The organism is Paenibacillus sp. DMB5, from assembly GCF_001517085.1.
GTDB lineage: Bacteria > Bacillota > Bacilli > Paenibacillales > Paenibacillaceae > Paenibacillus_AQ.
In genome coordinates, this window is the sequence record NZ_LRAC01000140.1 from 167,348 (window position 1) to 188,864 (window position 21,517).

At 55.0% G+C, this 21,517-nt stretch carries 14 protein-coding genes and 3 pseudogenes; 2 read left to right on the forward strand and 15 right to left on the reverse strand.

Annotated features, from left to right (window positions below):
• Nucleotides 1-120: 120 nt before the first annotated feature.
• The 10 genes and pseudogenes from rsmB to AWJ19_RS23505 all read right to left on the reverse strand — a co-directional run bounded on the left by rsmB (nucleotide 121) and on the right by AWJ19_RS23505 (nucleotide 11,114).
• Nucleotides 121-1,614, reverse strand: coding sequence for a 16S rRNA (cytosine(967)-C(5))-methyltransferase RsmB (gene rsmB / locus AWJ19_RS23460; RefSeq protein WP_241781858.1), 1,494 nt, complete (start codon nucleotides 1,612-1,614; stop codon nucleotides 121-123).
• Nucleotides 1,611-2,547: pseudogene (gene fmt, locus AWJ19_RS23465) on the reverse strand (methionyl-tRNA formyltransferase). Before fmt ends, rsmB begins: the two are co-directional and overlap by 4 nt.
• A gap of 5 nt (nucleotides 2,548-2,552) precedes the next feature.
• Complete coding sequence (gene def / locus AWJ19_RS23470) at nucleotides 2,553-3,038, reverse strand: peptide deformylase (RefSeq protein WP_068727529.1); 486 nt, start codon at nucleotides 3,036-3,038, stop codon at nucleotides 2,553-2,555.
• 62 nt (nucleotides 3,039-3,100) lie between these two features.
• Nucleotides 3,101-5,632, reverse strand: coding sequence for a primosomal protein N' (gene priA / locus AWJ19_RS23475; RefSeq protein ID WP_068727531.1), 2,532 nt, complete (start codon nucleotides 5,630-5,632; stop codon nucleotides 3,101-3,103).
• Nucleotides 5,632-6,867 (reverse strand): bifunctional phosphopantothenoylcysteine decarboxylase/phosphopantothenate--cysteine ligase CoaBC, encoded by a 1,236-nt coding sequence (gene coaBC / locus AWJ19_RS23480; protein WP_068727533.1) that lies wholly within the window; start codon nucleotides 6,865-6,867, stop codon nucleotides 5,632-5,634. Before coaBC ends, priA begins: the two co-directional genes overlap by 1 nt.
• Nucleotides 6,868-7,150: 283 nt before the next feature.
• The gene (gene rpoZ, locus AWJ19_RS23485) at nucleotides 7,151-7,351 is read right to left on the reverse strand and encodes a DNA-directed RNA polymerase subunit omega (RefSeq protein ID WP_068727534.1); all 201 of its coding nucleotides are present in this window, start codon (nucleotides 7,349-7,351) and stop codon (nucleotides 7,151-7,153) included.
• A gap of 55 nt (nucleotides 7,352-7,406) precedes the next feature.
• Complete coding sequence (gene gmk, locus AWJ19_RS23490; RefSeq protein ID WP_068727536.1) at nucleotides 7,407-7,976, reverse strand: guanylate kinase; 570 nt, start codon at nucleotides 7,974-7,976, stop codon at nucleotides 7,407-7,409.
• 18 nt (nucleotides 7,977-7,994) lie between these two features.
• Complete coding sequence (locus AWJ19_RS23495) at nucleotides 7,995-8,255, reverse strand: DUF370 domain-containing protein (protein ID WP_006209218.1); 261 nt, start codon at nucleotides 8,253-8,255, stop codon at nucleotides 7,995-7,997.
• Between the two features lie 50 nt (nucleotides 8,256-8,305).
• Nucleotides 8,306-9,201: pseudogene (locus AWJ19_RS23500) on the reverse strand (YicC/YloC family endoribonuclease).
• A gap of 38 nt (nucleotides 9,202-9,239) precedes the next feature.
• Entirely contained in the window at nucleotides 9,240-11,114 is a 1,875-nt protein-coding gene (locus AWJ19_RS23505) for a bifunctional homocysteine S-methyltransferase/methylenetetrahydrofolate reductase (RefSeq protein ID WP_068727538.1), read from the reverse strand.
• A 169-nt stretch (nucleotides 11,115-11,283) separates the two neighbouring features.
• Between AWJ19_RS23505 and AWJ19_RS23510 the strand changes: the two genes are divergently transcribed.
• On the forward strand, nucleotides 11,284-11,541 hold the full coding sequence (locus tag AWJ19_RS23510; RefSeq protein ID WP_068727540.1) for a hypothetical protein: 258 nt from the start codon (nucleotides 11,284-11,286) through the stop codon (nucleotides 11,539-11,541).
• Here AWJ19_RS23510 and AWJ19_RS23515 read toward each other — a convergent pair.
• The 5 genes and pseudogenes from AWJ19_RS23515 to AWJ19_RS23535 form a co-directional block, all read right to left on the reverse strand.
• Complete coding sequence (locus AWJ19_RS23515) at nucleotides 11,514-12,614, reverse strand: GerAB/ArcD/ProY family transporter (protein WP_068727542.1); 1,101 nt, start codon at nucleotides 12,612-12,614, stop codon at nucleotides 11,514-11,516. The genes AWJ19_RS23510 and AWJ19_RS23515 overlap by 28 nt on opposite strands.
• Nucleotides 12,615-12,631: 17 nt before the next feature.
• Entirely contained in the window at nucleotides 12,632-13,843 is a 1,212-nt protein-coding gene (locus tag AWJ19_RS23520) for a Ger(x)C family spore germination protein (protein WP_157890078.1), read from the reverse strand.
• Complete coding sequence (locus AWJ19_RS23525) at nucleotides 13,830-15,482, reverse strand: spore germination protein (protein WP_068727544.1); 1,653 nt, start codon at nucleotides 15,480-15,482, stop codon at nucleotides 13,830-13,832. Before AWJ19_RS23525 ends, AWJ19_RS23520 begins: the two co-directional genes overlap by 14 nt.
• A 191-nt stretch (nucleotides 15,483-15,673) precedes the next feature.
• A complete protein-coding gene (gene dapF, locus AWJ19_RS23530) occupies nucleotides 15,674-16,510 on the reverse strand; it encodes a diaminopimelate epimerase (protein ID WP_068727546.1) in 837 nt (278 codons plus the stop codon).
• A gap of 83 nt (nucleotides 16,511-16,593) precedes the next feature.
• Nucleotides 16,594-19,412: pseudogene (locus AWJ19_RS23535) on the reverse strand (calcium-translocating P-type ATPase, SERCA-type).
• A 193-nt stretch (nucleotides 19,413-19,605) separates the two neighbouring features.
• On the opposite strand from AWJ19_RS23535, the gene AWJ19_RS23540 reads away from it, so the two are divergent.
• Nucleotides 19,606-21,477: an NFACT RNA binding domain-containing protein gene (locus AWJ19_RS23540; RefSeq protein ID WP_068727548.1), complete on the forward strand. Its 1,872-nt coding sequence runs from the start codon at nucleotides 19,606-19,608 to the stop codon at nucleotides 21,475-21,477.
• The last annotated feature ends 40 nt before the right edge of the window (nucleotides 21,478-21,517 follow it).

Sequence of the window (21,517 nt, forward strand, 5' to 3'; positions counted from 1 at the left end):
TATTATTTCTCATTCTTCCTATTTTAACACAAAATTCAGAGACGGTAAAAGAAAAGCCCGCCGCGCACCAGAATCTGCGGGCGGGACCTCTGTTAAAATTCATTCAGCCGTTCTGCTAACTTACAAGAGTCGCTGCAGACGGGCGATATAGAATCCGTCGCTGCCGAAATGCTGCGGCAGCAGCTGGATACCTTCGCCGGCAGCAAGCGCCGTATCCTTGGTCCGTTCCCATACCGGGGTACTGAAGCTTACCGGAACGAAGTCCGGATTCTGCTTCAGAAAAGCGGACACAATTGCACTGTTCTCCGCCTGCTCCGTGGTGCAAGTGCTGTAGACCAGCACTCCTCCGGGCTTCAGCAGCCTGGAGACGGACTGCAGCAGCTCTGCCTGCAGTCCGGCAATGCTGTCTACATCCTCCGGCTGCTTGCGCCATTTGAGATCCGGCTTGCGCCGGATCACCCCGAGCCCGGAGCACGGTGCATCCAGCAGAATCCGGTCAAACGACTCCGCCGGCAGCTCAGCGGCAAGCTCAAGCGCATCTGTGCTGCCGGTCGTGATGCAGTCCAGCCCAAGGCGAGCTGCCTGATCGGAGATTAGCTTGGCCTTGTGGGCATGAAGATCGTTGGCATAGATATAGCCATCGTCCTTCATCAGTTCGCCCATATGGGCGCTCTTGCCGCCAGGGGCAGCGCAGCAGTCAAGGACTCTCATGCCAGGTTCCGGAGCGACAGCTTCCGCAACCAGCATAGAGCTTTCATCCTGGACGGACAGATAACCATCTGAATACCAGGAGGTTAAAGCTAGATTGCCGGCTCCCTTAACGACGATACCGTACGGGCTTAACCTGGATGCAGCCGCATTCATTCCTGCATCCTGCATTTCTTCAAGCAGCTTGTCCCGGCTGATCATTGTCGTATTCACCCTGACGCTGACAGCCGGCGGTTCATTATTGGCAGCGCACATCGCTTCAGCTGTTTGGGTACCGTACTCAGCCGCCCAGCGCTCTACCATCCATAAAGGATGGGAGTAGAGGATAGAGATCCGCTCAGCTTCACTAAGGCCTTTTTTGAGTACCGGCAGCTCACCGGCGCGCAGCACGCTGCGCAATACTCCGTTAACCATCCCGGAGATGCCCTGATGGCCGCGTTTCTTGGCTATGTTAACTGCTTCATTGACGGCAGCATGCGGCGGAATGCGGTCCAGATACATGATCTGATACAGGCTCAGCCGCAGCAGATTGCGCACCCAAGGTGTCAGCTTGGCAATCCCCTTGCTTACAAAATCCTCAAGCACGTAATCCAGTGTAATCAACCGGGACAAAGTGCCGTATACCAGCTCTGTAGCCAGCCCGGAATCCTCACGGCTAAGTCCAGACTTCTGCAAGCTGCTGTTCAGCAAAAGGTTACTGTAGGCACCCTCCTGCTCTACCCGGACCAGCACATCAAGCGCCACAGCGCGGGATGAAGCAGCAGGACGGGTTCCCCTGTCCGCGCTCTTCCCGGCTGCCCCGCTTCCGCCTTGCACACGGCTGCCCTGCGGCTTGGCGGAATCGCCATTGCGTCCGGACCTCTGTCCGCTGCGCCCCGGGCCGCCCCCGTTCATGCCCGCGCTCAACCGAGCACCGTCCCGGGACTCATAGCCGCACCGCGGCTGAAGTCACCGGCGCTCATCGTTTTTTTGCCGGCCGGCTGCACAGAGGTCAGCAGCAGTGAACCGTCACCGGTGCTCACCTCTACACCGCGTTCATTGACTGCAAGTACTGTGCCGGGTGGTTTGGAAGGTGCAGTCTGCTGGTCAGCAGGCTTAGCAGCCGCCCATACCTTAAAGGTTTCGCCGTTCCAGAGGGTGACGCCCCGGAGAACGGGACAAGTCCCCGGATCCGGTTGTAAATATCACGGGAGCCTGCATTCCAGTCGATCCGCTCGTCATCCCGGCTCAAATTCGGCGCATAAGTAGCTTCATTGTCATCCTGCTGCACTGCTTCAACACGGCCTGATGCCAGCTTCGGCATCTCCGCCTTCAGCAAATCGCGTCCGGCCAGGCTCAGCTTTTCAAACAGATCACCTGCGGTGTCCTCATCTCCAATCGGCACTTCGACACGGGAGATCATATCGCCGGTATCCAGCCCTTCAGCCATATACATCAAAGTCACACCGGTTACCGTCTCCCCGTTGATGATGCAGCGCTGGATCGGCGCACCCCCGCGGTATTTCGGCAGCAACGAGCCATGGACATTAACGCAGCCGTTGCGCGGCAGATCAAGCACACTTTTAGGCAGGATCTGGCCGTAAGCGGCTGTAACAATCAGGTCAGGAGCATAGGCGGCAAGCTCTGCCACCGCTTCCGGCCGGCGCAGCGTTCCGGCTGCAGCACCGGAAGCCCGAGCGATAGGGCAGCCTCCTTGACCGGAGTAGGCATAAGCGTCTTCTTTCGGCCCTGCGGCCGGTCGGGCTGGGTGATAACAGCCACGACATCATAACCTTCCTCCACAAGCATTTTCAGTGAAGGCACGGCAAAAGCCGGTGTGCCCATGAATACAATCTTCATTCCGTTCACTCCCCGGACTCACTGTGCTCAGCAGTGTACTCATATACCTTCTCGGCAATATCGGTAAACAAAACTCCGTTGAGATGGTCAATTTCATGCTGGAATGCGCGGGCCAGAAGGCCGCTGCCCGTAATGGTAACCTCTTTACCTTCACGGTCAAGACCGCGTACAGTTACTGTCTCTGCCCGCCGGACATCGCCGTTTAGTCCCGGAATGCTCAGGCAGCCTTCCGGTCCGAACTGTTCGCCTTCTGTACTTATGATCTCCGGATTGATCAGCTTGATCAGTCCGTGCTCCTCATCGGCATCAACAACGATCAGACGCTTCAGAATTCCTACTTGCGGCGCAGCCAGGCCGACGCCTTCCGCGTCATACATCGTATCAGCCATATCATCCAGCAGCTTCTGGACATTCGGGGTTACTTTGGTTACAGCTTTTGCTGTTTTGTGCAATACCTCATCCGGTTCTTTTACAATTAATCTTATTGCCATTACACGTACACCATCCTTGTTCTGAACGTTCTGTATTCTCTATATTGTATCACGCCATAAAGCTACATCAACATCTGCGGATCTACGTCGATACTGATCTGCAGATTGTTATCGCGGAGCGAATCTTCCAGCTCCTCTGCAATCTGGCGGGCCAGTCCGATGGCATCGATTGCCCCCCGCCATTTGATAATACACTGGAACCGGTATCTTCCTTTCAGCTTGGGCAGCGGGGAAGCGACTGGTCCTAGCAGGTCAAGCGCATCCGCGGACAGCTTGTCCAGGCTGGCGAACCAGCGGAGCTGTCTTGCCCGTCCCTGCAGATTCAGCGCGTAATTCTCCGCCATTTTCAGCAGGAGCGGAAGCTGCTCGTGCGAGAGGGTGACGAGAATCAGCCTGCAGTACGGCGGGTAATGCAGGGCTCTGCGGTGCTTCAGCTCTTCACGGACGAAGGAGTAATAGTCGTGTCCGCTCGCATGCACGATCGAGTAATGCTCGGGCGTGTAGGACTGCACGACAACTTCACCGGGAAGCTGATGTCTTCCGGCCCGGCCGGCCACTTGGGTAAGCAGCTGGAAGGTCTTTTCACCGGCCCGGAAGTCCGGCAGATTCAGTGCAGAATCGGCGGTTATGACTCCGACAAGGGTTACATCCGGGAAATCCAGCCCCTTGGCTACCATCTGCGTGCCCAGCAGGACGTCGGCCTTTTTGTCGCGGAACTGGTTCAGCAGCTTCTCGTGAGAGCCTTTCTCTGTTGTCGTATCCACATCCATCCGGATAACCCGGATTCCGGGGAAGAGCTTACCCAGCTCTTCCTCCACACGCTGGGTTCCTGTCCCAAAGAAGCGGATATGCTCGCTGCCGCATTCCGGGCAGACCTTCGGCGAAGGTTCTGCGTGACCGCAGTAATGACAGCGCAGATTGTCACTGCGGCTGTGATAAGTCAGCGAAATATCGCATTCGGGGCAGGTGGCTACATATCCGCAGCTGCGGCACATGACAAAGGTGGAGAAGCCTCTGCGGTTCAGGAGCAGTACTGTCTGCTCCCCTTTCTCCAGCCTGCTCTCCAGTGCAGCGTGAAGTCTGCGGCTGAACATCGAACGGTTTCCTTCCTTAAGCTCATCCCGCATATCCACCACATGCACCTTTGGCAACGCATTGCCAAGAGCACGGGTAGGCATTTCCAGCAGCACCGGCGAGAAGTGAATGTCGCTCTGGGACCTGGCAGCATGATAGCTCTCCAATGAAGGGGTAGCAGAACCAAGAATAACGGCTGCCCCGCCCTGCTCTGCCCTGCGGACAGCCACATCGCGGGCATGGTATTTCGGGTTCTCCTCCTGCTTATACGAGGATTCATGCTCTTCATCCATAATAATCAGCCCCAGGTTGGCGAAAGGGGCGAATACCGCCGAACGGGCCCCGACAGCTACCATTGCTTTACCTTCCCTGATCTTGCGCCATTCGTCATAGCGTTCACCGACGGACAGGCGGCTGTGCATAACCGCTACGCCGCTGCCGAACCGTCCCTTGAACCGTTCCACCATCTGCGGGGTTAACGCAATTTCCGGGACGAGCACCACAGCCTGCCGGCCCTGATCCACAGCACGCTGTATACACTGCAAATAAATCTCCGTTTTCCCGCTGCCGGTTACCCCGTGCAGCAGAAAGACCTCATGCTGCTGCTCATCAACCGTCCGGGCTATCCGGGTGAAAACCTTCTGCTGCTCAGGTGTAAGCGGCAAAGGTGTACTAGGCTTAAAGTCGCGGCCCCGGTAAGGATCGCGATATACTTCAATTTCACTAATTTCAATATAGCCCTTTTCTTCCAGCGCCTTGACCGTACCCGCCGTAACCTGCAGAACGGCCAACAGATCCTTCATCGGCATGGGCAGCATTTGCTCCATTTCAATCAGAAAGGACAAGACGTCTTTCTGCCGGGCCGACCGCGCCGGGAAGGTGCTGAGCGATTCACGGGCTGCAGCCAGCCCGATCGCCAGGTCAACAGCCTTCAGCTTCTTCTTGCCCATTTTATCCTTGATGGACTGACTCTCGGTAAGCACGCCCCGGCGCAGCATAAACTTGACCGTCTCTGCAGCTCCGGGAAAGCTGCGGGTCAGCTGCTTCATGGACACTTCTCCGGCTTTTCTGACGAAATCAATGATCGTCCGCTCCTCCAGATCCTCCTCCAGGAACAGCGGAAACAGTTCATCTGCCGGCTTATCCGCAGCTTCAGCCTCTTCGCCCAGAGAGATCAGGCGTTCAGCCTTGCCTTTGAGCGCGGTAGGCAGCATAGCCTGCAGGGCAGAAATCCGCCGGCAGGCATAGCGCTGGCTCATCCAGTCCCCTAATTCAACAAGCTCCGGTGATAGCGGCGGGAGCAGGTCAAGGACCTCCTGGATCGGCTTAAGTCCGGAAGCTGTTCCAGTCTCCCCTGACTCCAGCGAAACGACGAATCCCTGTACCGTGCGGTGTCCGAAGGGAACCGCTACACGGCTGCCGACTTCGATCCACAGCCGCAGAGCATCAGGAATAGAGTAATCGAACGGCCGGTCGGTGCTGCGCACAGGAACATCGACAATGACCTTCGCTATCTCCATTATCGTGTTACTCCGGATATCCGTTCGGCTGCAAGCGTCAGCAGACGGCGCGCGACCTCATCCTTCGAGCTGAGCGGAAGATCCAGCACAAGGCCGTCTGCATCGTAGATGGACACAATATTGGTGTCCGTGCCGAATCCGGCGCCTTCCCTGGACACATCATTGGCAACGATCAGATCCAGATTTTTGCGGACCAGCTTATCCTTTGCATAATATTCGGCGTTGCCTGTTTCGGCCGCAAAGCCGATCAGAAACTGGTTATCCTTCACCTTGCCCAGACTCTCCAGGATGTCGGTTGTTTTAACCAGCTCAAGCGTCATGGTATCCCCGCTCTTTTTAATTTTGGCATCCGCACTATGCTTCGGCCGGTAGTCGGCTACAGCAGCAGCCTTAATGAGAATATCGCAGCTGTTCCAGCGGCTGACAACCTCATCCAGCATAGACTGTGCCGATTCCACCCGGACCAGGGTAATTTCAGGATCCTGCGGCGGCGTTTCATCTGTCCGTGCCGCGATCAGGGTTACCTCTGCGCCCATGGCCCGCGCAGCACGGGCGATTGCAAAGCCCATTTTGCCGGAGGAATCATTGGAAATATAACGGACCGGATCAATCCGCTCAACAGTTCCGCCTGCGGTAACCATCACTTTTTTGCCGCTTAAAGGACCTTTAAGTCTATCAGCCTGAATATTGAAATACTGCTCGACCACACGGACAATCGACTCCGGCTCCTCCAGTCTGCCTTTGCCTACATAGCCGCAGGCCAGCAGCCCTTCTCCGGGTTCGATAAACTGCACGCCGCGTGAAGCCAGTGTATTCATATTACTGACTACAGCCGGATGCTGGTACATATGCACATTCATCGCCGGCGCCACCATGACAGGTGCTGTAGTGGCAAGCAGCGTGGTGGACAGCATATCATCAGCCAGGCCATGTGCCATCTTGGCAATTATATTGGCGGTTGCCGGTGCAATAAGCACCAGGTCGGCGGAACCGGCCAGATCAATATGAGAGATTGAAGCGGGGTCACGCTCCTGGAAGGTATCACTGTATACCCGCTGTTTGGACAGCGACTGAAAAGTCAGCTCGGTAATAAACTGCTTGGCCGAAGCTGTCATAATAACATGAACCTCGGCCCCCTTCTGGGTCAGCTTGCTCGTCAAAGCTGCCGCCTTATAGGCAGCAATGCCCCCTGTAACGCCAAGGATAATGATTTTGCCTGTTAAGCTGTTCAACATAATCCCCCCTGTTTCAAGCCAGTATCAGGCTCCGATGAACCGGATCTGACATTCAATAGCCGGATGATAGCCTGAGTCGGCCTATACCGGCAAGAAGAAACGGCTGCGCCGCCTTCAGTAAAGGTTGGCACCCGTTTCTAAAAAAATAACAACCTTCCGGTTGTCAGGAACAGCCCGGGTACGGGCTACATATGACATTATACTACATAATTCCGGCTGACCGGAGCAGAAACAGCTGTTAAACGAGAGCTGTTTCTGCTGCAGGTGCAGCAAGAAGCGGAAACTACTCTTCGCCGCGGGTCACAAGGATGCGGTCTTCATAGATTTCTTCCAGCGCAACGCCGACGAACTTATGGGATTTAGGCGCTTTGACATCAGTCTTGCCGCCTTCACGGAGCAGTCTTGCCCGGCGGGCTGCAGCGACAACCAGCGAATACTTGCTGTCAACCTTGTTCATCATTTCATCAATAGACGGATATAGCACGTAAGACACCTCTTCATCATTTACTGTAAATATGGTTCAATCCTGGCAGCGCTTATTATCTTACTTTGCAGTGCTCGGCGATAATAATGCTCTCAATTCGTTTGCAGGCGAGGTCGATCTCATCATTCACTACGGCGTAGTCATAGTGCCGGATCAGCCCAATCTCATCCTCGGCAACAGACATGCGGTGGCTGATTACATCGGGATGCTCCGTACCGCGTCCGCGGATGCGGTCCTTGAGCTCATCCATAGAAGGAGGCAGCAGGAAGACAAAGATTCCTTCAGGAAACTTCTCCTTGACCTTCAGCGCACCCTGCACCTCGATCTCCAGAATGATATCTTTACCGCTCTCCAGCGTACGTTCCACAAAATCACGAGGAGTCCCGTAATAGTTCCCTACATATTCTGCATATTCCAGCAGCTGGTCTGCTTCAATCATTGCAGCAAACTCATCCCTGCTCTTGAAAAAATAATTGACCCCGTTCTCTTCGCCTTCCCGCGGATTGCGGGTGGTGGCAGATACGGAATAGACAAGCTCAGGCATTTTGGGTCTTAGTGCTGTACACACTGTGCCTTTGCCAACGCCGGATGGTCCGGATAAAATAATCAGCAATCCTTTTGACATAGTACACTCCAATTGTTGTTATTCGTCGTTATCGTCATCTTTACTGGACAGACGGTGTGCCACTGTCTCCGGCTGAACTGCCGAGAGGATGACATGGTCGCTGTCCGTGATGATGACGGCCCGCGTCCGGCGGCCATAGGTTGCATCGATCAGCATATGCCGGTCTCTGGCTTCCTGGATGATACGCTTGATCGGTGCAGATTCCGGGCTGACAATGGAAATAATACGGTTGGCCGACACGATATTTCCAAAGCCGATGTTAATTAATTTGATTGCCATGTTCCGGTTGTTCCCCCCATAGGTTACATCATTGCTTGCCGAAAATCCTGTTACTCCATATTCGCCGCCTGCTCACGAATCTTCTCAAGCTCCGCCTTCATCTCGAGCGTGAGATTCACCAGATTCAGATGATTGCATTTCGACCCGATTGTATTCGTCTCCCTGTTCATCTCCTGGATGAGAAAATCCAGCTTGCGTCCTGCCGGCTCACTTCCATCAAGCAGGGCCCTGCATTGTTCAAAATGACTGTACAGCCGGGTAAGCTCTTCATCAATGTTACAGCGGTCGGCAAAAATAGCAATTTCCATTCCGAATTTATGCTCTTCAAATGGGAACGTTCGTCATTCAGTTCGCTCAGCCGCTGCCGCAGCTTATCGCGGTATTCATTTACAACTGCCGGGGCTAAGGTTGTCATCGCCGCGTGCAGCTCTTCAAGATGGACAAGCCTGCGCGACAGGTCGGCCGCAAGATAGCTTCCTTCCCGGGCACGCATCTGAAGCAGCGACTCCAGGCTCTGCGTTAATCCCCGCTCAAGCATCTCGGACCATTCTTCAGGCGTACCGGCTGATACAGCCGCCGGCCCCTCCTTCAGTTCCATAACACCGGGCATAGAGAGTATATCACGCAAGGTCAACTCTCCCGCAAGCTCGAACTCCTTCTTCAGCGCTTCTGCCGATTCCAGATAGGATTTGACCGCCTGACGGTTCAGCTCCTGCAAGGCAGGCGCCTCATCCGCGGTCTCCCTGTTAATGATAACATCTACCCGTCCCCGTCTGATATGGTTCTGCACAGTCTTGCGCAGCATATCCTCATAAACCGTCCAATCCCGGGGCATCCGCAGCACAACTTCGCAGTAACGGTTATTCACCGATTTGACTTCGAACGTAATCTTGTAACCGCCGAATTGCAGGGATGATTGACCGTATCCGGTCATGCTAAATGACAACGGAATCACATCCATTACACTATTGTAATTGATTCTTACTAGCGAAACAAGGGGGACAATTTGCGCCCCTGCTTGGCCCAAATATACTCCAGCAGCTGTACGCTCATGTCGTAGAACATAAACGGGGTCATCAGGTATATCCCGTTAAAGTGTTCGGTGGCGGCATCCAGCAGCTCCTTGGCGATGGCGACGCCCTCTGCCCGGCCGGCTTCGCCTTCCAGTCCCTGCATTCGAGTGCGCACCTCATCCGACAGCTGGATACCCGGCACCTCGTTATGCAGGTATTCGGCATTGCGGCCGCTTGCCAGTGGCATGATCCCGAGGAAAATCGGAATATCGAGATGCTTGGTCGCTGCCGCAATATTCGCAATCAGCTCCGGATCATAGACAGGCTGTGTCATAATATAATCGGCACCGGAGGCAATCTTTTTCTCCAGCCGCTGCACCGCTTTGTCCAGATGCTTCACGTTCGGGTTAAACGCCGCCCCGATCACAAACTTGGCCTTCTGTTTGAGCGGCTTGCCCGAGAAGGCAATCCCGTCATTAAGCTGCTTGATCATCCGGATAATTTCGAATGAGGTCAAATCGTAAATGGAGCTTGAGCCCGGCAGATCACCGAACCGCGCCGGATCTCCCGTAACAGCCAGCACATGGTCAATGCCCAGCGCATCAAAGCCCATCAGATGAGACTGGGTCCCGATCAGGTTGCGGTCCCGGCAGGCAACGTGCACCAGCGGCCTAAGCCCGGTCCGGGCCTGTACCAGCGAGCCGAGTGCCATATTGCTCATCCGTGTTACGGCAAGGGAGTTGTCAGCCAGTGTCAGGGCATCTGCCCCTGCTCTGCGCAGCGCCTCAGCGCCTTTCATGAACTTCGTAATATCGAGATCACGCGGCGGGTCGAGCTCAACAATCACTGTATGGCGCTCCTTCACCAGATCAACCAGATTTGGCTCACGGCCGCTGCGGCCGCCGTCCTCCTCCAGATGCTCATGCACGGTAATGCTGTGCACACTCTGTTTCACGGCCGGCTCCGGCAGAGGCTGCGGGACATACCCGCGCAGCGCAGCCGAGATTTCAGCGATATGCTGCGGTGTTGTACCGCAGCAGCCGCCGATAATCCGGCTGCCCATATCCGCAAAGACAGGGGCCATCTGCCCGAAATAATCCGGCGTTGCACCGTAGCGGTACTGCCCGTCCACATAATCGGCAATCCCTGCATTAGGATAGACCGACACCGGCAGCGCAAGGCTTCCTTGCAGTGTTTTGAGGGCACGCTTGATGCCGTTAGGCCCGGTCCGGCAGTTGAAGCCGATAATGTCTGCCCCGTCCTGCTCCAGAACATGAAAAGCCTCCGGCAGCGTTAACCCGTCAAGCGTACGCGCCGTCTCATCCACTGCCAGCTGGCAGATGACCGGAAGGTTGCTAAGCTTGCGGACCGCCTTCAGCGCCAGGTGAAGCTCCTCTACGTCATAGAAGGTCTCCAGCATAATCCCGTCAGGCTGCTCTTCTAGCAATGCAGCGAACTGCTGGGTGTAGAAGCGTTTCAGCTCGGAAGCGGACAGATTTGCCCGTTTGCCGGCACGGATAGAGCCTACCGCACCGACTACATACCCGGCCTCCCCCGCCGCCTTCCGTGCAATCCGCACACCGGCGCGGTTAATATCCTCCACCTTGCCCTCAAGGCCGAATTTGGCCAGCTTGTCATAATTGGCGGAGTACGTGTTGCTCTCCAGGAGCACGGCTCCGGCTTCAATATAGCTGCGGTGCACATCTTCAATGACTTCAGGAGAGTTCAGATTCAATTCTTCATAGGAGATGCCGACAGGGAAGCCCTTCTGATATAAAAAGGTTCCCATCGCCCCGTCTCCGACCAACACGTTATTCTTCCATGCAGAGCGCAAATCCGGCTTCACCGCAAGAACCTCCCCTATACTGTCATTAGTTTCATACTAATGTAACATAAAACGGGATGGATGATAAGCATTCGGGAGCCCAAATATGGACATACCAGGCGGAGGCCCTGCATGGCATTACAGAAAATGCCCATACTACTTTTATTAACCAGCAAAGGACTGTTCCGGGTTGAAAAGAAAAACGCGCAGACTGCTGCTCCGCAAATATGCAGTAATCCTTATTTTATCTGCACTGTCCCTGATGTATCTGTATTTATTGGACTGGCTGTTCGGCTATGGCCTGGGCAACATTGCTTACATCCTCAATTATCTCCTCTATTCCGCTTCGGAAAAGCTGGCTGCCGCCGTCATGGTGCTCGCGCTGATTGTGCCCGATATCATCTACTGGGTCCGCGGCACTCAGCCGGGACGGGGCTCCGAAAAATAGCTGCGGACAGCCGTAATAATGATCAGAATAACGGGGATGACAATCATGAACACCGGGTAGACCGTGTACAGCAGCCTGCCCCCTTCATCCAGATGCTCTGTGAAGCTGCGGGCATCCAGCATCGAAGTAAAAAGAATGATCAGTGTGCAAGGATAGAGCATCCGCCGGTACGGGAGTTTGAACAATTCAGAGATTCCAATCAGGGCGGCGCTGAAAAAGACCGACATTTTGAAAAAGACCCCGATGATCAGCACCATTACCACAAAAATATCCACCCGCTGGATGAAATCCGAAATCGAGATTTTGCTGATCGTCGGCATCAGCGGCAGCGGGGAACGCTTCGCGATATCCGCCCCCAGCACCGAAATATTCAGGGCAATCGTGGCGCTAAGCAGCAGCGCGGAAAAGAGCATGGCGGCAGCTATAATCCACGGGCCTTTCCGGGCATCGGATAGATAAGGCATCAGCATCGTAAAGACGATCATTTCTCCGAACGGGAACATATAATTCTGATGCACTACCGAATCCATTACCGGCCGGAAGCCGTCCTCCAGCACGGGCAGCAGATGTTGAAGATTAATGGAGCCTGACAGCATCAGCAGAATCATACTGAATAATCCGATCATTAAAACAATCGTGGTAAACACCAGCGAAGTCCGTGTAAGCACCTCAGTACCCTTATGCAGCACATAGGAGCTCGACAGAATCATCAGCATGCTGAGGATAAACAACGGTGTGTTATGCATCGTGGCCATTGCCAGCATCGTACTGCCGTCACGCAGGCCCCTGCCGGATAGGTTCATATACAAAATAATGTACAGCAATGCAACCGGTGTACCGGCGGTTTTGCCCAAAAGCTTGCGGGTGTAGCCAATGAACGTCAGATCCGAATGCTTTCTGTACAGATAGGCATACCCCCAAAACATCAGCAGGCCGGCCAGGGAGCCGACCAGAATGGAAAGCCAGGCATCCCTTCCGGCGGCCATACCCAGATTGACAACCAGGGAAGTCCCCAGTTCAAACAGAAGTGTTATGCTGAAAAACTGGAGTAATCCTATTTTCACTTTTCCCATATTGATCCTCCACCACTCTACGGATTTACCTGAAATGAGTTGCTGCGCATGTCGGTATGCCTGATGACTGCATCGGCCTCAATCTGATATTCACAGGCCGCAAAGACATCCTCCCAGTGATCCCTTACCTTTTTCCAGCCCTGCGGGTCTCTCCGCTCCATTGCCAGTCCAAACCCGATATAATCACTTTTGTATTTTTTTGCCGTCTCTATGGCTGCCTTGATTTTCTCGGCGGTGTCCTCTATGAGCACGGGGGAAAGATTCTGAAGTGTCTTAGGGGAAGTCAGGTCCAGGCTGTTCGGGCTTTCCTTGATTGAAGCCTGCTGGCTGATTTTTACAGTAAAAACCGGATGCTCCGGATCTGCTGCCTTTACCCCCACTTCAAGCTGGGACTGGTATACATTAAAGGCAAGAAAGCCGGCACCGGGATAACGGATCACCGCGGGATAGCCTTTGATTTTATTGTGCAAAAGCGCTGTCGCCAGCGCAGCGTCCCCCTTTAGCCAGCCCACCAGCCTGTCATCCTTGAAAGCGGCGAGCTCCGTTACTTTGAGCACAGCATGCGGGGCAATGGTTTTCATATTATCATTTGTATCCGCTGCTTCACGGCTGCCGTCAGTAATAACACCGTTAATCACCGGTCCCCCGCCCCTGAGCTGGATGCCCCTGATTACATCGTCAACCTCCATCCGGTAGTTATAACCGAAATGCTTGGAGGTCGTATCCAGCTTCTCTACCAGATCATTGGCAGGAATTTTGCTAAAAACGGTCATGGTGGACATTATGTCTCTGGCAGGCTGATTTTTGGCAATAAAAATCAGACTGGTAAGCCGGGTGTCGCTCTCCCGTTCAAGTACGTCCAGCAAATCCTTAATTCCTTCCCTGGCCAGCTTTTCGGATATAACCAGAACACGGACATGGCCCAGCGAGAGAAAGCGTGCCGTCTGGCGCGAAGCATTAGCCAGCGCCTCATACATCGTATGGCCCTTGCCTGTATACAAGGCCACCGGTGAAATGCCGCGGGCGTTTTCTCCGGAAATTTCGTCGGCGACAATGACCTGGAAGGAGAGGACAAATTTTTCTGCCTCCCCCTCACCCCGGTCTATGGCGACACCCGACACGATTGCCCGGCGGTTAAGCTCGACGCTGTCCCAGCATCCGGCCAGCACCAGGGGAATGACCAGTTGGACCGTAATAAGCAAAGCCAAAGAAAAGCTACTTTTCTTCATCTCGCCCATCCTCCCTATCCTCCTGCCTGCCGGCAGCATCGTTATTGCGTATAAGCGGCGCCAGCGCAGCTTCATGGCCGGTCGTCACCCGTTTGTAAGCCGGCATTTCCTTCCTGAGCTGCTCCGGTGATTTGCCGGGCTTCATTAGCCAGAGCGGCAGGCGGAGAAGGGTGTCCTTCTGCCCTTTTACAGACAACGGCACGAACGGCGATAAATAAGGAATACCGAAGGAACGCAGGCTGTTCATATGCGCCACCAGCACAATCAGGCCGAGCGTAATGCCGTAGAAGCCGAACATCCCGCCCAGCAGCAGAAATCCGAAACGGATGATCCGCCCTGCGATCGCCATGTTATAGGCCGGGATAGCAAAGCTCGCAATTCCTGTCAGGGCAACAACGATAACCATAATAGGTGTTATAATGCCTGCTTCCACTACAGCTGATCCAAGAATCAGTGCCCCTACAACCGATACGGTCTGTCCAATGACACGCGGCATCCGTACACCGGCTTCACGCAGGATTTCAAAAGCCCCCTCCATCAGCAGCGCTTCAACAAAGGCCGGGAACGGCACGGTCTCCCGCTGTGAGAGCAGATTAATAAGCAGGGTAGTCGGAATCATTTCATAGTGATAGGTGGTCAAGGCGATATACACTGACGGGCCGAGCAACAGCACTATAAAACTGACATACCGGACTATCCGCATAAGGATGGCAATGTCAAAACGCTGCGAATAGTCTTCGGCGGACTGGAAAAATTGGGTGAACACCGCAGGCATAATCAGCGCAAACGGGGTTCCGTCAATAATGATGACCACCCTGCCTTCGAGCAGATTACCTGCAGCAACGTCAGGGCGCTCAGAGTTATAAATGGTCGGAAACGGGGTAAAGGTCTTGTCCTGGATCAGCTCTTCGATGAATCCCGATTCCAGTACCTCGTCCATCGATATTTTGTTCAGCCGGCTCCGGACCTCCTCCACCAGATCCTCACCTGCTATTTCCTTCATATAGAGCATAGCTATATGCGTCTGTGTTTCGGTGCCGATTCTCGTATATTCCAGCCTCAGCTTCGGTGATTTGATCCGTCTGCGGATCAGGGATATGTTAGTGGCGACAGATTCCACGAACCCGTCTTTTGGCCCGCGTACAACCATCTGGGAGGATGGCTCCTCTACGGAGCGCTTTTCCCCGCCCTTGGTATCGCAGAGAACCGCACTCATGCAGCCCTCGATGAGAACAGCCGTATCTCCAGACAGTACAGCCAGTAGCAGATCATTCCAGCCCTCTGTGACCTCAGCATCCCCCAGCTCCAGAATACCGTCCAGCAGCACTGCTTGAACCATGGCAGGATTTGCTGTATCTTCCGGGAGCTTCTGCGGCTCCGCCAGGAGTGAGCCGATTACAAATTCATTGACGGCAGACGGGTCCGCCAGACCGCTGATATGAATTGCAGCTGCCTGGAAGCTGCGCGCTCCGCCGATCTGGAGTCTGCGCACTTTAAGATCCGGGCTTTCCCCGAGCTCGGTCCGGATATTCCGGATCGTCTCGTCCAGATCTCCCGTTAATCCCGATGTTCTGCCGTTTCTGCCCGTCACACCGGCTGCCACCGCCTGGCTGTCCATGCTCCGCCGCCTGCTGCTCATCGGACTCCCCCCTTCTGATAATGGTTCCTATTATTCGCGGTTCTTCCTGCCATTATTCGGCTATGCGGCGGGATAGAAACGTAAAAGAACCATCTGACTGCATAAAAAAAGGATGTCCGCAAGCCGTCAGGCTTACCGGACATCCTTCTATTCGCTGGCTGCAGTGTTATTACGGGCTGCACCCGGCCTGATTACACTTCTACAGAACCTGTATAGACCACCTGAGCCGGACCGGTCATATACACATGATTATCCTGTTCATTCCATTCGATGAACAGATCTCCGCCTTTAAGGCTGATTACCGCGGAGCGGTCTGTCAGATTATTCAGCACAGACGATACCAGCGTTGCACAGGCTCCAGTACCGCAGGCCAGGGTAGGACCTGCACCGCGTTCCCAGACCCGCATGTCCACATGTCCGCGGTCTCGGACGGTTGCAAACTCCACATTGACCTTTCTAGGGAACAGCGGATGAACCTCCAGCTTCGGCCCCCAGGTTGACAGGTCAAAATTCACAGCATCATCCACATAAATTACACAGTGAGGATTACCCATCGAAACGGCCGTAAACTTAAACTCCGTGCCATCTGTCTCAATCGGCTGATCCAGTACCGGCTCGGCATCGATAGCTACCGGAATCTGTGTGCCGGACAATACCGGCTCACCCATATCCACCGTTACGGATTCAACCACACCGTCCTTCACCTGTAGCGATACCTTCTGCTCGCCTGCGCCGATGGTTTCGATCACAATTTCATCCGACTCTACCAGCCCGTGCTCATAGACGTACTTGGAGACACAGCGGATGGCGTTGCCGCATTGTTCAGCTTCCGAGCCGTCCGAGTTCATAATACGCATCATATAGTCGCCCCGTTCGGACGGCAGAATGTATACAAGCCCGTCGGCACCGATTCCAAAGTACCGGTTGCACAGCTTCACCGCCAGCTCTGCAGCATTAGCCGGCAGCTCCTGCTCGCCGAATACGATAATAAAGTCATTGCCAAGACCGTGCATTTTTGTAAATTCCATCGAAAGGTCCACTCCTAAAAGGTTTGTTAGCATTCACATGTGAACCAAGCATACCTCAAGGAGCGGGGACAATGCTATTGATTTTATGCTGAAATTTTTGTACTTTTCATCACCGGACGGCCGCCGCTCTTGCTGCGGTTCTTTTTGCCGCCCCATACGCTGCCTGCTCCCATCAGGAAAGTCGGGATGCCTGCGCTTACGAATACCAGGCACCATTCCCGGAAGTTCAGCGGCACGGTCTTGAAGACCGGCTGCAGCACCGGCAGGTACATGACGAGCAGCATAAGCACCACTGACGACAGGACAGCCAGCACCAGCGCTTTATTCTGCAGCGGGTTGCGGTGGAACACTGAGCGCGAGCTGCGGCAGTCAAACACATGGATCAGCTGGGCCATGACCAGCGTTGCGAAGGCTACAGACTGTGCGCGGATCAGCTGCTCCGCACTGCCCGGAGCGGTACGCAGGGTCAGCCAGAAGGCGCCGAGTGTGCAGAGCCCGATCAGCAGGCCGCGGCTGATAATCTTCCAGCCCAGGCGGCGGGCAAATATATTTTCCTTGGCCCCGCGCGGCTTGTGCTCCATCAGATCCTTCTCCGGCTGGTCAACCCCGAGAGCCATTGCAGGCAGGCCGTCGGTTACCAGGTTAACCCACAGGATCTGGATCGGCACCAGCGGAAGCGGCAGGCCGAGCATCATAGCGAAGAACATGGTGAGGATCTCGCCGACATTGGAGGCCAGCAGATAACGGATAAATTTGCGGATATTCTCGTAAATATTCCGCCCTTCCTCAATTGCGGCAACAATCGTCGAGAAATTATCATCGCCGAGCACCAGCGCCGAGGCTTCCTTTGTAACGTCGGTACCGGTAATTCCCATGGAAATGCCGATGTCTGCCGCTTTGATCGCGGGAGCGTCATTGACGCCGTCACCGGTCATGGCAACCACATGGCCGCGCCGCTGCAGCGATTTGACGATCCGCAGCTTGTGCTCAGGAGATACACGCGCGTAGACATGCACATTATCGGACACCTTATCCAGCTCGTCGTCATCCATACGGCTGAGCTGTGTGCCTGTCAGCACGGTTCCGCCGCGCTGCAGAATACCTAGCTGGTGGGCAATCGCTTCTGCGGTTGTACCATGATCGCCGGTAATCATTACGGTCTTGATTCCCGCCCGGCGGGTTACACTGATCGCATCGCGCACTTCACGCCGCGGAGGGTCGATCATGCCGGCCAGTCCGGCAAAAACGAGCTGGCTTTCCGCTTCCTTCTCACTGCCGGCGGCCTCACCGGAGCGAAGATCCCGGTAGGCCATACCAAGCACCCGCAGGGCGCCGGAAGCCATCTCCTCGTTCGCTTCAAGCACCTTCTGCCGCAGCGTCGGCGTGCAGGGCACAACCGCGCCTTCCCACAGCATATAAGTGCAGCTGTTCAGCAGAACGTCCGGCGCACCCTTGGTGCAGATCATCCGCCCGCCCGGATGGCTGACGACAACAGACATCAGCTTGCGTTCCGAATCAAACGGGAATTCCTGTTCCCTTGTATAGGTTACTGCGAGCGACTGTGCAGTCAGGCCCATTTTGGCGGATAGGGCTACCAACGCACCCTCCGTCGGATCACCCTTCAGTTCCCACACGGGCTGGCTGCTCAGCGGTTTATCCGCAGATTCACCCTTTTCCTTACCTTTGCGTTTGCCGCGCAGCTCGCCCTGGAAGGTTTCAACAATCTCGGCATTGCTGCAGAGTGCTCCGATCTGCAGCATGCGCCGCAGATTCTGATCATTTTTCAGATCAACCGGTCTGCCCTTCTGCAGAATCTGTCCGGAAGGGGCATAGCCCTCACCGGTCACCTCCAGAATCCGTCCTGCGTTCCAGACCCGAGTAACCGTCATTTTGTTCTGGGTCAGCGTGCCTGTCTTGTCAGAGCAGATCACTGATGCACAGCCCAAAGTCTCTACTGAAGGCAGCTTACGGACGATGGCTTTGCGTTTGATCATCCGCTGTACGCCCAGCGCGAGCGCAATCGTCACGATCGCCGGCAGCCCTTCGGGGATAGCGGCTACGGCAAGGCTCACGCCAGCAAGGAACATTGCTGCTGCAGGCTGCCCGTGCAGGATACCGGCAAGCACTACAACTATGGTGAGACCCAGCGAAACATAAATCAGAATTTTCCCCAGCTGCTCCAGACGGTGCTGCAGCGGAGTTTCCTGCGATTCGGTGTTCTGGATCAGATCGGCAATTTTCCCCATCTCCGTATCCATACCGGTGCGGACAACAACAGCTTTACCTGTGCCGCGGGTAATCATCGTGCCCATAAATCCGATATTTTTCTGGTCGCCAAGCGGCAGCTCGGCAGCAGAAATGGCATCGGCATGCTTCGATACAGGCAGCGATTCGCCGGTCAGCGCCGATTCTTCAGCATACAGCGCACTGCATTCCAGCCAGCGGACATCGGCCGGAACACGGTCACCGCTCTCCAGCAGGACGATGTCACCGGGAACCAGCATTCTGGCCGGGATAAGCTCCTGCCTGCCTCCGCGCAAAACTTTGGCATTAGGAGCCGACAGCTGTTTCAGCGCCCGCAGTGAACGCTCGGCCCTGAATTCCTGCACAAAGCCAAGCACCCCGTTAAGCAGGATAATGGCGACAATCGTAATGGCATCGAGGTACTCGCCCAGCAGGCCGGATACCAGCGTTGCCCCCATCAGCACCAGCACCATAAAATCCTTGAACTGGTTAAGCAGCAGGGTCAGCGGCGAGATTTTTTTCCCTCCGACAGTTCGTTGAACCCGCTCTCCTTGCGTCTTTCCTCAGCTGCCTCTGCGCTCAGGCCCGCTCCCGGCTGAACGCCGAACAGCTTCTGCAGCTCCTCTGCACCGAGCCGGTGCCAGCTTTTTTGTTCCATATCGTTTCTTTCCCCTCCCGGTCGTTTCTTGACTTCCGGCGGCGCACAGCTTTTCCACCTGTTCATGACCAAGTGTATTCATGGTCGTCCCAAAATATCACTGCCCGTCTGCTTTCCCTTTTGCGCGAATGTGTTAAAGTATGGCATCATAGGGAGTAGCACTTAATCATTTTGCGACAGGAGAGCTTTTATCATGGCATTAGACGGTATTGTTACCAAAGCGATCGTGCACGAGCTTCAGGCCTTTATCGGTGCGCGTGTCGGCAAAATATATCAGCCCAGCACACACGATCTTATTTTCATCCTGCGCGGGGCGGGAGGCGGGGGCAAGCTGCTGCTGTCTGCGAACCCGACCTATCCCCGCCTGCACCTGAGCGAACGCAGCAGCGTTAATCCGGCGGAGGCGCCGATGTTCTGCATGCTGCTGCGCAAGCATTGTGAAGGCGGAACCATTGAGAGCATTGCCCAGGTCGGCATGGAGCGGATCATCCATATCAATATCCGGACCCGTGACGAGCTTGGCGATGTCTCGGCCAAACAGCTGATCATCGAACTGATGGGCCGCCACAGCAACATCATTCTTACCGATCTTGCCAGCGGCACGATCATTGACGGCATCCATCATGTGACCCCGTCAATCAGCAGCTACCGGGTTGTAATGCCGGGGGCCGCTTACACCGAGCCGCCGCAGCAGCATAAGCTGAATCCGCTGGAGGTCGGCGAAGAGGCATTCATCAAGCTGATGGCAGACGCTGAGGAAGCCGCACTGCTGGGCGAAAGCGAAGAAAAGGCTGACCCTGAGGACATGATCGAAGGAGATATAGCCGGGCTGCTGCGGTCGCTGGAAGGACCGGTGCAGGACGGAAGCGGCGGACCTGCTCCTTCAGCAGACCCTGGGGGCTGGATCGTACATGCTTTCAGCGGGATAAGCCCTCTGATCGCCGGAGAAATTCTGTACAGAGCAGGTAAGGATTATGTACCGCAGAATCCGGAGGCCCCTGAAAAGCTGTGGTCAGCATTTGATTCCGTAATGAAGCCTGTAAGAGAGCTCCGGTTCGCTCCGGTTTCCGGCAATAATGCCAAGGGTAAGCCGGTCTTTTCCGCCATTCCTCTGACTTTACTGGGCGAAGAGGTCCGGCATTACAGCACGATCAGCAGCTGCCTGGAGGAATATTACGGGGATAAGGCAGAACGTGATACAGTCAAGCAGCGGGTCGCCGACCTGATACGCTTTCTTACCAACGAGCGGAGCAAGAATGTGAAGAAGCTGGCCAAGCTGCAGAAGGATCTGGAGGAAGCGGATGATGCGGACCAGTACCGGATCTGGGGAGAGCTGCTTTTTGCCTCCCTGCATACCGTGTCCAAGGGCGACAAGGAAGCCCGGCTGGTGAACTATTACGATGACAATCAGGCAGAAATCACGATTCCGCTTGATCCGCTGCTCACTCCGTCGGACAATGCGCAGCGTTATTTCAAGAAATACAACAAGTATAAGAACAGCCTGCTTGTGATAGAAGAGCAGCAGGCCAAGACACATGAAGAGATCACCTACATGGAGACGCTGCTGCAGCAGCTTGCCCATGCCTCGCTTAACGATATTGAGGAAATCCGCGATGAGCTGGTCAGCCAGGGCTATCTGCGAGACCGCAGCAAAAAGGGTAAAAAGAAGAAGAAGGCTACCCGGCCGACCGTCCAGGTCTATACCTCATCCGAGGGCGTGGATATTTATGTCGGCAAGAACAACCTGCAGAACGAATATGTCACGAACCGCCTGGCCTCGCCTAATGACACCTGGCTGCATACCAAGGACATTCCCGGCTCGCACGTCGTGATCCGCAGTGAGGCGTTTGGGGATGCCACCCTGGAGGAAGCGGCACAGCTGGCCGCTTATTACAGCCAGGCCAAGCAGTCGAGCAGCGTTCCGGTTGATTGCACCCTGATCCGCCATGTCCGCAAGCCAAGCGGTGCGAAGCCGGGCTTCGTCATTTATGACCATCAGAAGACGCTGTTTGTTACGCCTGATGAAGAACGGATTAGAAGCCTGCCGAATACGCTGAGAAGCTGAACCTGCCTAAACCAAAACAAGCCGAACTGCGGGAAGGAAA